Annotated in this window: 12 protein-coding genes; all 12 read right to left on the bottom strand. The window is 61.3% G+C overall.

Annotated features, from left to right (window positions below; all coding sequences use genetic code 11):
• Position 1 precedes the first annotated feature (1 nt).
• The gene (gene csaB / locus RIN49_RS26615) at positions 2–1,117 is read right to left on the bottom strand and encodes a polysaccharide pyruvyl transferase CsaB (protein ID WP_309123150.1); all 1,116 of its coding nucleotides are present in this window, start codon (positions 1,115–1,117) and stop codon (positions 2–4) included.
• Positions 1,102–3,129 (bottom strand): DUF5693 family protein, encoded by a 2,028-nt coding sequence (locus tag RIN49_RS26620; RefSeq protein ID WP_375295294.1) that lies wholly within the window; start codon positions 3,127–3,129, stop codon positions 1,102–1,104. The genes csaB and RIN49_RS26620 overlap by 16 nt, the downstream gene beginning before the upstream one ends.
• Before the next feature lie 46 nt (positions 3,130–3,175).
• Positions 3,176–4,897 (bottom strand): phospho-sugar mutase, encoded by a 1,722-nt coding sequence (locus RIN49_RS26625; RefSeq protein ID WP_309123152.1) that lies wholly within the window; start codon positions 4,895–4,897, stop codon positions 3,176–3,178.
• Positions 4,898–4,927: 30 nt separating this feature from the next.
• On the bottom strand, positions 4,928–5,356 hold the full coding sequence (fabZ, locus tag RIN49_RS26630; RefSeq protein ID WP_309123153.1) for a 3-hydroxyacyl-ACP dehydratase FabZ: 429 nt from the start codon (positions 5,354–5,356) through the stop codon (positions 4,928–4,930).
• Between the two features lie 188 nt (positions 5,357–5,544).
• Positions 5,545–5,772 carry a DNA-directed RNA polymerase subunit beta gene (locus RIN49_RS26635; protein WP_309123154.1) on the bottom strand — a complete coding sequence of 76 codons (228 nt, stop codon included), beginning with the start codon at positions 5,770–5,772 and terminating at the stop codon, positions 5,545–5,547.
• A gap of 25 nt (positions 5,773–5,797) precedes the next feature.
• On the bottom strand, positions 5,798–6,661 hold the full coding sequence (locus tag RIN49_RS26640) for a flagellar hook-basal body protein (RefSeq protein ID WP_309123155.1): 864 nt from the start codon (positions 6,659–6,661) through the stop codon (positions 5,798–5,800).
• A complete protein-coding gene (locus tag RIN49_RS26645; protein WP_309123156.1) occupies positions 6,658–7,545 on the bottom strand; it encodes a flagellar hook-basal body protein in 888 nt (295 codons plus the stop codon). The genes RIN49_RS26640 and RIN49_RS26645 overlap by 4 nt, the downstream gene beginning before the upstream one ends.
• 70 nt (positions 7,546–7,615) lie before the next feature.
• Entirely contained in the window at positions 7,616–8,614 is a 999-nt protein-coding gene (mreB, locus tag RIN49_RS26650; RefSeq protein ID WP_309123157.1) for a rod shape-determining protein, read from the bottom strand.
• A gap of 168 nt (positions 8,615–8,782) precedes the next feature.
• On the bottom strand, positions 8,783–9,067 hold the full coding sequence (gene spoIIID, locus RIN49_RS26655; RefSeq protein WP_138195908.1) for a sporulation transcriptional regulator SpoIIID: 285 nt from the start codon (positions 9,065–9,067) through the stop codon (positions 8,783–8,785).
• A gap of 216 nt (positions 9,068–9,283) precedes the next feature.
• The gene (locus RIN49_RS26660) at positions 9,284–10,012 is read right to left on the bottom strand and encodes a peptidoglycan DD-metalloendopeptidase family protein (protein ID WP_309123158.1); all 729 of its coding nucleotides are present in this window, start codon (positions 10,010–10,012) and stop codon (positions 9,284–9,286) included.
• A 76-nt stretch (positions 10,013–10,088) separates the two neighbouring features.
• Positions 10,089–11,135: a stage II sporulation protein D gene (gene spoIID, locus RIN49_RS26665; protein WP_309123159.1), complete on the bottom strand. Its 1,047-nt coding sequence runs from the start codon at positions 11,133–11,135 to the stop codon at positions 10,089–10,091.
• A 146-nt stretch (positions 11,136–11,281) separates the two neighbouring features.
• The gene (murA, locus tag RIN49_RS26670; protein ID WP_309123160.1) at positions 11,282–12,616 is read right to left on the bottom strand and encodes a UDP-N-acetylglucosamine 1-carboxyvinyltransferase; all 1,335 of its coding nucleotides are present in this window, start codon (positions 12,614–12,616) and stop codon (positions 11,282–11,284) included.
• Positions 12,617–12,661: the final 45 nt, after the last annotated feature.

Raw genomic sequence — 12,661 nt, forward strand, 5'->3', positions numbered from 1 at the left:
CTTATATACGCAGTTCGCGAAAGATTTGTTGCGCCGGAGCGCGAGAATTTTGTTGCATTTCCTCGATTGCTGCGCGTTTTTCCCCGTACCAAGCAGTCTTCCCGAGTTTCAGCCGCCCTAATACCGCCGCCGCCAACGCATCCGCATCTAACGAATCCGTATCGCCGACCGGCGACTCCCCCAGACGTCTCATGAACTGATCGATCTTCGGATCGTACGAGACGGCGATCGGCGGCACCCCTGCGGTAGCGGCGTAGATGAGCGAGTGCAGACGCATCCCGATCAGCGCGTCGCAGCCCGCGACCTCGCGCAGCATGTCCTTCGGATGCGAAGCGCCTTCGTGTACCTCGACGCGCTCCGGCCCGAAGCCGGCCGCAGCCATTCGATCCGCCACGAATTCCGAGGCAAGCTTGTCCGACGGCAGGTGAAAAGGTAGCAGCGCGACCTTCGCGTCCTCCCGCTCCTCCAGTACCAATGCGAGTCCCGCCGCAAGCCGCTCCAGCTCCTGGCGGTCGTCCCGCCAAAATCGGACCGATACCCCAATACGAAGCCCTGCAGCAGTTGTTGCGGCCTCGGTTTGCGACAGCGACAAGCCCATGCCCATCACGGGGTCGGGCACGACGTCGATCCGCTCCGGGGCGACGCCGAAGGAAGCGACGAGCTCCTTCGATTCCTCGTCGCGCACCGAGACGTACCGGCTCGCCTCGAAGGCCGAGCGAATCGTCGGCCCGAATCGGCCGCGGTCGCGAATCGGGCCGACGCCCTGCGCATAGATGAACGTCGGCACGCGCATCCAACGAGCAAGCTTCAAGACGGCCAAGTAATACAGCACCGACTTGGCGCTGGTGACGTCCTGCAGCAGGCTTCCTCCGCCGCTGATCAGCGCGTCGGCGCGGCGCAGCGCGCCAAGCAGCGCCAGCGGCCGCATCCGATGCGCCGCCTCGACGCCGTGCAGGCGCGCCGTTCCCGCCGGGTCGCCCGACAGAACGACGATGCGCGCCTCCGCGCCCGCCGCCCGCGCTTCGTCTCGAAGCGCGGTCACGATCGCGTGCAGCACCGCCTCGTCGCCGCTGTTATTAAAGCCGTAATATCCCGATACGACTATGGTTCGAGCCATCTTGCCCATCGGCTCCACCCTCTCTCAAGCAACCGCCAGATCGCGATCAAGATCAGCCCGATGACGAGACCGAACGCGAGGCCGTAGAACACCCGGATCAGCGAGATGACGAGCGGCGTGTGCAGATGCGCGAACGTATCGACGATCGACAGCTGCCCGATCGAGCCGACCGCGATCAGGAAGAGCCCGAGCTTCCGGCGCGTCGTCGCGGCCAAATAGACGCCCAAGACGAACAGCGGATGGGCGAGCAGAAACTCCTTCGTGCGCGGCCGAACGCCGAGCGTGTCCTGAAGCGCGTCTCGGAATGCGCGCTCCAAGCCGGTCGTCGTTCCCGCGTTGCCCGTTCGGGACATATAATACAGCGCCCCGACGCCGGCGACGGCCGCCAGCGCGACCCATAGCACCGTAATGTTCGTCATGAGGAACGAACGAATGCGCAGCGCGACGCCGCGAAGGCTTGTCTCCCCGTGGAAGAACAGCACGTACGCGAACGCGAGCGCGATCGGCGCGAGGTGCAGCAGGCTGACGCCGCGGTATTGGCGCAGCACGTAGAGATACGTGATGTGATCGAGCAAGCCGACGATGTACGCAATGCCGATGAACGAAAGAAGCGATGCGCCCGCAAGCAGCTTCACGGTCCGCAGCGCCGCCGAGCCGCCGGAAGCCGCGTCGGCGCGGCGCACGGCGAACAGCGTCGCCAGCGTCGCCGCGGCGATGCCGGCGCCGAGCGCGAGTCCTTGCGACAGCAGCGTCGTCGACAGGACGTACAGCGCCGCCGAACCGGCGAGTCCGACGACGAACGCCGACAGCGCCAGGCTCGGGAAGAAGGCGCCGATCAGAATGGCGATCAGCGCCACCGCGCCGATCGTAACGAGCGCCTTCAGTACGAGCGACACGGCGCCGGACCAGCCGTTCGCCTCGAACGGCTCCGCCACGCCTAGTGTAAATCCGTTATCTTGGATACGCGCAAGCGCCCCGTTTTCCCCTTCCAGGCTCTTCACTAGGTTGCCGACCGTATCTTTGCGAAGGCCGAGCGACGTATCGAACGAAGCGGCCGTGTTAAGGAAGATCATTCGGATATTTCGATCTTGGGTCGCCAGCGCGAACCGATCGGCCAAATCCTCCGGCGCCATATTGGACATGTTGGCCGGCAGCGAATGAAGCCGGACGACGTTGTAATCCGTCAGATGCGCCAACTTGCCGAAGCCCTTCTGCGGCTTCGACATCTCGATCGTCGCGAGACCGATTCCGTATTGGTTCATGAGCTCCGCCATGACCGTCAACGACTTCGACGCGGCGTCGTCCGCGGCGCCGGTCACCGAATCGCCTTCGAACACGATGCGGGTCACGCCGTGCGAGGCGAGATCCGCCAAGAGCGCGTCCGCGCGTTCGGCGTCGAACGGCTGGCGCTGGTCGCTAAGCCGTACGACGAGATGGAACCCTAGCGATTGCAGCTCCGCCATGGTGATCGGATCCGGATCCATCGCCTGCAGGAGCGCCTCGTCCTTCGGCATCGCCAGCTCGATGCCCGGGATGCCTTCGTAGCTCCAAGGGGAGGCTTCGACGCCGAGCCGGGCGAACGCGTCGACGACGAGCGGCTGAATAATGTTTTCCGACGCGTCGCCGAGGAAGAGCACGTACGTGCTCTTCTCGTTGGCGGGCAACCGGAAATCCGTCAACATCGCCGCTTCCGAAGAAGACAGCGTCTGTACGCGGCCGCTCAGCTCGAGCTCGCGCAGGTTGCTCTCGTAGACAGCCATCGAATGGATGCCGGCGGACTTCAGCTCGAGCAGCCGCTCCAGCATGTACTCCGACGGCTTGCTGCGATACGAAGAAACCTCCAGCAAGTCTCGGTAATCGAACACGAATTCCACGCGGTCCGCCGACTGCTCCACGCCGTGCCTCAAGAAGGCGAACGGCAAAGACGCGAGCAGACCGACGATCGTCAACGTCCACAGGGCAAGCTTCGCACCGCGGTTCCATCTGTCATACAAAGCTAGCAAAAATAACACTCCCTAACGAAAGCTAAATTATCGATCGATACATCGGTTGGAACGGTTAGATCGCCGCGTCGACGCGGCCCATCACGTCCGCCGTCAGCGCGTCGAGCTTCGCCCGCGCGTCGTTCGCGTTCGCGCCCTGCACCGCGAAATACATTTTAATCTTCGGCTCCGTGCCGGACGGGCGCAAGCAAAACCACGAGCCGTCTTCGAGCACGTATTTCAGGACATTTTCCAAAGGCAAGCCGTGCACGTCTTCCATATAGTCGAGCCGCTGCGCGACCGCGAGACCCGCGACCGTCGAAGGCGACGAGCCGCGCCATGCGTCCATCAGCCCCCGCATCTTCTCGAGCCCGTCCTTGCCCTTCAGCGTTCGGGATTGCAGCCCTTCCAAATAATGCCCATGCCGCTCGTACAATCGCTGCAGCACGTCATAAAGCGTCAGTCCCTGGCGCTTATAATACAATGCCGCTTCGGCGATCAACAACGAGGCGACGACGGCGTCCTTATCCCGCGCGTACGTGCCAGCCAAATAACCGTAGCTTTCCTCGTACCCGAACACGAACGACCGCTCGCCGGTCCGCTCGAACTCCGTCATTTTCTCGCCTATGTATTTGAAACCCGTCAGCGTGTTCAGCACGTCCGCCCCGTAATGGCGGGCGACGACGGCGCCGAGCTCGCTTGTTACGATCGTCTTGACGACGACCGGGTTCGCCGGCATCGCGCCGCGAGCCGTCAAACTCTCGAGCAAGTACTCCGCCAGAATCGCGCCGGTCTGGTTGCCGTTCAGGACCACGTACGCGCCGGAAGGATCCTTTACGACGGCGCCGACGCGGTCGCAATCCGGATCGGTGCCGAGCAGCAGCTCCGCGCCGGTCTTCTCCCCGAGCGCAATCGCCAATGCGAAAGCGTCCCGCTCCTCCGGGTTCGGTGACTTCACCGTGGAAAATTGCGAATCCGGCTTCTCCTGCTCGGGCACGACCGTCACGTCGTCGAAGCCCGCCGCGGCCAGCACCGCTCGAACCGGCATGTTGCCGGAGCCGTGAAGCGGCGTATACACGACGCTGACGCCCACGCCTTCCGCCGCGGCGGCCGCGCCTAACCCCGGATTCGGGCTCGCCCCGACGACCGCGGCCACGTACGCCTCGTCGATGTCCGCGCCGAGCCAGACGAGCAGACCCGCCGCTTCCGCCGCCTCCCGCTCCATGCGGACGACGTCGCGGAACGACGCCACGCGGGCGATCTCCGCCATGACGCGCTCGGCCGCGTCCGGCACCAACTGCCCGCCGTCGCTGCCGTACACCTTATAGCCGTTATATTCCGGGGGATTATGCGACGCGGTGACGACGATGCCGCCCGTCGCGCCGAGACGGCGCACCGCGAACGACAGCTCCGGCGTCGGCCGCAGGCTTTCGAACACGTATGCCTTCACGCCGTTGCCCGCCAGCACGAGCGCCGCCTCCAAGGCGAATTCCGGCGACATGAACCGAGAATCGTACGCGATCGCGACCGAACCGGCGTCTCCCGCGACCGAACGAATATAGGCGGCGAGCCCTTGCGTCGCCCGGCCGACCGTGTACCGGTTCATCCGATTCGTCCCCGCGCCGATGACGCCGCGCAGGCCGCCCGTCCCGAATTCCAGCTCCCGGTAGAAGCGGTCCTCGATCTCCTTCTCTCGTCCTTCCAATGCCCGGAGCTCCGCTTTCGTCGCCTCGTCGATGCTATCGTCCGTCAGCCACAGCCGATACGCCGTCTCCACCGCATTTCCGTTGTTCGTCATCATCCGCGCCCCTTCCGAAATCCGTTGTCTTTAAACTTTCTGCAAAGAAAACATGAGTTCCGCTTCGGCGACCGTCTTGCCGTCCACCGTCGCTACGCCCGTGCCCTTCCCGATGGAACCTTTCCAACGCGTAATATTCACCTCGAGGCGAAGCGTATCTCCCGGCGTGACCATGCCGCGGAACCGTGCCCCGTCGATCCCGGCGAAAAACCCGATCTTCTCCTTGTTTTCTTCCACGCTAAGGAGCGCCACCGTGCCGACCTGCGCCAACGCTTCAATAATAAGTACGCCGGGCATCACCGGAAATTGCGGGAAGTGGCCGACGAAATACGGCTCGTTCATCGAGACGTTCTTAAGGCCGACGGCGCGAACGCCCGCTTCGACTTCAAGAATGCGATCCACCAATAAGAACGGCGGACGGTGCGGAATAATGTCCTGGATTTGTTTGGCGTCGAGCATAATCCATCCTCCTTCGGATACAATAACCAATGTCCCTTCGATCGTCTGCAGCGGCGAAGGTTCATATAAGAGGGCGCCAGATCCGTCCTGAAGCGGCGGCTGGCGCCCTTTTCTCATCATAACCCCACCATTATACCGTTCCGCCGAGGAAAAAAAAACTCCCTCCGGTCGGAGGGAGCGAACGCGCTTCAATTTTCAGCGAATACCAAATCCAACATATGCTTCCATGTTTCCCACTGTAAGACGTCGGTCGGATCCCCGCCGCCGAATCGCACATACCCGATGCGAAGCCCCGCATAGAGGCCGATGATCAGCAATAAGGGGAAGATCAGCGACCGGCAGATCCGTAACGCGATACGCCATCCCTTGGGAAGGGGGCGCTTCTTCGTCGTCTTCGTTTGCTTTCCGTTAGACATGCGATTCACACCTTGGGCTTGCATCTTATGCACGCAAGTTATTCGTAAGGTTCATTAACGTGTCGCTCGACGTGATCGCTCTCGCATTCAGCTGGTACGCTCGCTGTACGGTCATGAGCTCGGTCATCTCGTCCGTCAGACTGACATTCGACTGCTCCAAGAAGCCTTGGCGCACCGCGACCTTCTGCCGCTCGTTCGCATCGTTCGTCGTCGGATCCACTCGCTCCAGCACACCCTCCGCAGCGACGCCCGGAGGCAACGTGAACAAGTTCGATCCGTCGTTGACGAGCACTTGCGGACGCACCGCGCGCATGAGCGCCAGCTGGCCCGTCTCGATCGGCTCCGCCTCCGGATTCGAATGGTTCGTGGCGAAGACGCGGCCGGCCTCGTCGATCCGAATCGAATAGTTCGTCGGAACGACGATCGGGCCGCCGTCGACGCCGCGCACTCGATCCCCTTGCTGCGTCGCGAGAATCATCGAGCCCGGGTTCGCAGGATCTTGCATGAGCTGGAACGATCCGTCTCGCGTCCAAGCGACGACCGGATCGCCGTTCGCATCGACGCTATTCCGCTGCACCTCGAACAAGCCGTTGCCTTCGATGCCCAGGTCGAACGGGTTGCCCGTCGAATGGAGCGCCGCCTGTTCCATCGCCAGCTCGATCTGGCCGATCTTGGCGCCCCAGCCTTGCGGGAACCCGAGCGGCGTCAAGCGGCCCGCTTGTTCGAAGCCCGCAGGCTGTTGGTATACGTTCGTCAGGATGTCCTGGAACGACGCCTCCCGGCGCTTGTATCCCGTCGTGTTCACGTTCGCGATATTGTGCGCGATGACGTCCAGCTTCTGCTGCATCGACTGCATCGAGACGAACGCATTAATCATGGAATGGTTCATACGCGACCTACCTCGTTCACGGCTTTCTCCAAGCTCTTATCGTAAAACTGCACCATGCGTTGATTCGTCTCGTAGGCGCGCGCGGCGGCCATCAAGTCGATCGTCGCTTGCGTCGGGTCGACGTTCGAACGTTCGATGAAGCCTTGGAACAGCTCCACCTCGTCGCCCTGCTGGATCGCTCCCGGCTCGTCGTCGCCCGGCGGCAAGCGGAAGTTGCCGTTCCCCTCGCGGATCAGTCGGTTCGGATTGTCGATGCGCACGACCATGAACGAGATCGGGGCTCCGTTCTCGTCCGTCAGCGGCAAGCCCGAGACACCGTCGATCAGCGTGCCTTGCGGCGTCATCTTGATCTCGGAGACGTTCCGATCGAACTGAATCGGCCGGCGCTCGGAATCGAGCACCAGGTACCCGTCGGACGTGACGAGTTGGCCCGCCGCGTCGATCGTGAACTTTCCGTTCCGCGTATATTGCTCTTCGCCCGCGCTTGTCCGCACCGCGAACATCGCTTGCGGCTGGAACGTCTTCTCCCCTTCCGGCGAGACGTACTTGCCGGAGGCGTCGAAGGCGATGCCCGGAAGCTGAATGTTCGAAACGATGGCGAAGTCCGACAGGTCTCGGGTTTCCATCAGATCGCCCTGCAGATAAACCGCCGGCGCCTCCTCCGCGAACACCCCGGTGTTGAGGCGTCCGACGCCCGACACATGCGCGTTCGTGCCGTCGCCGCCGCCGACCAGCGCGATCAGCATCTCCGGGAACGAACGCTGCACCGCGAAGTTCGCCTTATATCCCGGCGTGTTCAAGTTGGCGATATTGTTCGTCACCGTATCGTGCCTTCGCTGATTGGCGATCATGCCGGCCGCGGCCGTATTGAGTCCACGCAACATCGGTAATCCCTCCTGGAGTGCTTGCTAGCGAAGCTTGTCCTACGTTTATCGGACGAAGACGTCCGCTCGATTAGCGCGGTCTGCGGGAAACTTTATCCAGGTTGTCCAGCATGACGCCCGTCCCTTTGACGACGCAATGCATCGGGTCTTCCGCGATCAACACCGGCACCCGAAGCTCGTCCATCATCAATTGATCGAGGCCGTGCAGCATCGCGCCGCCGCCGGTCAAGATGACGCCGCGATCGATGATGTCCGCGGACAGCTCCGGCGGGGTCCGCTCCAGCACCGTCTTCGCGGAAGCGACGATCGAAGCGACCGGCTCCCACAGCGCTTCGCGCACTTCCCGGGATTGAATCGTAATGGTGAGCGGCAGGCCGCTCACCATGTCTCGGCCGCGAATGTCGATTTCCTCTTGGCGCCCGTGCGGATCGACCGATCCGATTTTCACCTTGATGTCCTCGCTCGTCCGTTCGCCGATCAGCAGCTTGTACTTGTCCTTGATATACTTCATGATGGCGGAGTCGAACTTGTCTCCTGCGACCTTGATCGAAGAGGCCGTCACGATGTCGCCCATCGACAAGACGGCCACGTCCGTCGTGCCGCCGCCGATGTCGACCACCATGTTGCCGCTAGGCTGGAAAATGTCCATGCCGGCGCCGACCGCCGCCGCTTTCGGTTCTTCCTCCAAAAATACTTCCTTCGCCCCGCTGCGCTCGGCAGCCTCCTGAATCGCTTTCTTTTCTACGGAGGTGATGTTGGTCGGCGCGCAAATCAAAATCCGAGGGTGGCTGTACCACCGCTTGCCGCCCACTCGGCTGATGAAGTGCTTCAACATCATCTCCGTAATTTCGAAATCCGCGATCACGCCGTCCTTCAGGGGACGCACCGCGACGATATTGCCAGGGGTACGACCGACCATTCGCCTAGCTTCCTCGCCCACGGCAAGAACTCGTTTCGTCTCGCTCTCGATCGCGACGACGGAAGGTTCGTCAAGGACGACGCCGCGTCCCTTAACGTGAATGAGAACGTTGGCCGTCCCCAAGTCAATACCGATATCTTTGCCAAACATCCAAGAATCCTCCTCACGGCGTTCCCGCCGAAGAGGGCGGGCCGAACAACCGATGCACCATATTAAGCACGTTAACTATAAGATAATTCGCTGTAAAAAGGCAAAATCCTTTTTTGGGAGAAGGGAAATCTTAGATACTCGGTGCCGGAGCGAACGTTCTTACGGGCGCTAAGAACGTCCTGACAATACGGGAGCTGGTTTCGACTTCGTCTTCTTGTATTTGATCTTCGTTGCTTCGCCGCCGCGCAGGTGGCGGATGGACTTGTGATACTCCAGGATGGTCTTCACTTGATTGGCCAATTCCGGATTGATTTCCGGCAGCCGCTCGGTGAGATCCTTGTGCACCGTGCTCTTCGATACGCCGAATTCTTTCGCGATCGTGCGAACCGTATTCTTCGTTTCCACAATGCTGCGCCCGATTTTAATCGTTCGCTCCTTAATATAATCGTGCACACCCCTCGCCTCCCTGTGATCGAGATGTTTGGTACAGTATATTGAGGGGTAGACGCACTTATTCTTTGTAGCCAAGCCTGACGAGCCTTTTCCGACGATATATTTTCACATTTTCCCGCTTGCCGCCCGCTTCACGCTCGCCGAGCGCCTCGAATCGATTCGCCTCGGCGCGCGAAAAAAGCGCGGCGTCGTCTCCGACACCGCGCTCAGCCGAGCTTATTGCTCGATGTAATCCTCCGGATTGACCGGCTGTTTGTTTTCCCAAATTTCGAAGTGCACATGGTTGCCGAGATCCTTCTCGAGCTCGTTGCGGCCCGACCTCGCGATCATGTCGCCCTTCTTGACTTCGTCGCCTTGCGCGACTTGCACCGACTCGACGCTGGAGTAGATCGTGCTCAATCCGTTCGCGTGCGTAATCTCGATCAGATGACCGACGACCGGAACTTGCTCGACGCGGGTGACCGTGCCGCTCATCGCCGCCAAGACGTCGAACGCTTCGTTGTTCGGGCTGGCGAGGTCGATGCCGTAATGAGGCGTGAACGTGTCGCCGTACTCGACCATCGCCGCTTGGTTGTCTTCGTTCGTGTTGTTGACGTCGAAGAAGCCCAAGATGACTTCCAAGCTGTTATGGTCTTGCACCGGCCATCCGAGCGTCTCCGCTTCCGCCGTGACCGCGACCGCGTCCGGACCTTGCTCTTCGCCGGTCACGTCGCCGGTGACGGACAGATTCAAGTCGGTCTCGTCGACCGGAGTCGAGGCGTTGTCTTGATACGCCCACATCAGGGTTAGGATGATTGCCGCAGCTGCGATGTAAGTAGCCGGGAACACCCATTTCTTGCCGAGCAGCCGTTTCCCTACCGAACCCGACGCTCTTGGTCCTTCGACAGGACGGGAAGTGTGATTTTGCTCCCCCTGCGAAGATTGAATCTTGTTTTCTTCTTTCATATCTATCACCTCAGTAGCCAGTGTTGCCAGCGCGGACTCTTTTATACGTGGCCCTGTAAGGTGATAGAAAAAAATTTTACGCTTTTGCTAGAACGTTCCGCAGCGGCTCGAGCCGCACCCCTTGATAGTAATGGAGCAGAATTTCCTCCGCCGTCCGCCCTTCCTTCGCCATGCCGTTCGCGCCCCATTGGCTCATGCCGACGCCGTGTCCATACCCTTCTGTATGAAACGTAATGCGGCCGTCCGCGGCCGACCAGGTAAAATCCGTGGAGGCCAGTCCCAGCTTCTCGCGCACCTCCCGCCCTGCGAACGACGTCCCCGCGATCCGCACGGAGAGGACGCGGCCGCTGTCCGAGGTTCGCTCGACGACGAGCTCCGGCATCTTGTTCGACGCCTTCAGTCCTAGTTTCGTATAGAAATCCTTATAGGCGAAGGACGCCTCCCGTTCGTAGTTCGGCGCGTAGCGTTCGTCCCAGGGCGACTCTACGCTTCGTAAATACGGGATCGCCGCCTGCCAATACAGCTCCGAGTTTTCCGTAAACCCGTTGCTGGTAGAAAAGAACGTCGCTTCGATCGGCTCCCCCTCGTAGGTTAGTACGAGCCCCTCGGTATCGTTCACCGCCCGCGTCAATTTGTCGAGGTTTCGGGCGTACTTGAAAAACCCCCACCGCTCGCGCAGCTCTTCTTCCGTCGCGTACGCTTGATGCGCCACGGTGTCCGTCACGAGCGCGCCCGCGGCGTCGGGCGGCAGACCGGACGTCTCCCCCGACGCCAGCCGCCGGGCCAAATACGTCCGCGCCGCGATCGCCTGCGCCTTGAGCGCCTCCAGCTCGAAGTCCGCCGGCATCTCCGCCGCCAGCACGCCGCGAACGTACGCTTCGAGCGGCACGGACACCGTCTCCTTCCGATCCGTCAAATATACCGGCACCATGATTTGCTGCTCCTGCGCGACCAACTCTTCCCTGGGCTGCAGCGGGAGCAGCTGCGTCGGCTCCCACGCCTCGAACCGATTTACTAGAATACTGGGAATGAGGAAAACGACGGCCATGAACGACGCGACGCCCGCCGCTCCGATCACGAGATTTCGTCGCGTTCGCCGCGAACGACGATGTTTGCTGCGCATGCTTCTAGCCTCCCGTTCGTACGCTACTATTCTATGAACGAGGGGCCGTTGGTAGAACGCCGTCGAGCCGAAAGAGACGCAAAAAAAGCGAGCCCGAGGGCTCGCTTCGATTTCTAAAATATTCAGTTGGCTGTCGGATCCCGTCGTTACGCCATGGAGGGCGATACATGCGTGGAGAAGAACGTCAGGCCTTGCTCCTGCTCTTCCTCGACGAGAGCGCCCGCGACCACGCGTTCTACGTCGGCGCCGAGTCGGCGGAGCTTGCCTGCGATGTCGACGTAGCCTCGATCCAGATGATGCAGCCCCGTCACTTCCGTCTCTCCGTCCGCTGCGAGCGCCGCGAGAATGAGCGCCGCGCCGGCCCGCAGGTCGGTCGCGCACACCTTGGCGCCCTTCAGGGCGGCGTTGCCCTTAATGACCGCCGAGCGCCCGTCCACCTTGATTTGCGCGTTCATGCTCTTGAATTCGTCGACGTGCATGAACCGATTCTCGAACACGGTCTCCGTTATGATGCTCGTGCCGTCCGATACGAGCAAGAGCGCCATCATTTGCGCTTGCATATCGGTCGGGAAGCCGGGGTACGGCAGCGTCTTAATGTCGACCGCTTTCAGGTTGCCGCCGGGGCGGACGCGAATGCCGTTCTCGTCCTCCTCGATGGCGACGCCCATCTCCTGCAGCTTCGAGATGACCGGCGTCAAGTGATCCGCGATGGCCCCTTCGATGTAAACGTCGCTCTTCGTGATCGCCGCAGCGATCATGTACGTTCCCGCTTCTACGCGGTCCGGAATGACCGTATGGCGAACGCCTACGAGCTTGTCGACGCCTTCGATGCGGATGATGCCGGTACCGGCGCCGCGAACCTTCGCGCCCATCGCGTTCATGAAGTTGGCGAGGTCTACGATCTCCGGCTCCTTCGCCGCGTTCTCGATCGTCGTCACGCCGTCGGCGAGCGCGGCCGCCATCATGATGTTCTCCGTCGCGCCGACGCTGGCGACGTCCAAATAAATCTTGGCGCCTTGCAGCTTGCGGCCGTTCGTCCGCGCTTCGATGAAGCCCTGACCGATCTCGATCTCGGCGCCCATCGCCTCGAACCCCTTCAGATGCTGATCGATCGGACGCGTCCCGATGGCGCAGCCGCCGGGAAGCGCGATGCGCGCATAGCCCGTGCGGGCGAGCAAGGGCCCCATCACGAGGAAAGAGGCTCTCATTTTCCGAACCAGCTCGTACGGCGCCTCGCTCTTCTCCAGCTGCGACGCGGTTATGTAAATCGTTTCGTCTTTGTAGCGAATGTTGACTCCAAGGGCGTGCAGCACTTGGCTAATCGTGATGACATCGTCCAGAGGCGGCGCTTCATGAATGCGGCACTCGCCTTCCGATGCCAAAATCGAGGCAGCGATAATCGGCAATACGGCGTTCTTCGCGCCGCTTACTTTCACTTTGCCCTGAAGACGATTGCCCCCGCGGATCAAAATTTTGTCCATACGTTCGTTCCCTCCGCGCTTTCCGCTCTGTAGAAATCGTAAATG

The organism is Paenibacillus sp., from assembly GCF_031177825.1.
In the GTDB taxonomy this organism is placed as follows: domain Bacteria; phylum Bacillota; class Bacilli; order Paenibacillales; family YIM-B00363; genus Paenibacillus_AE.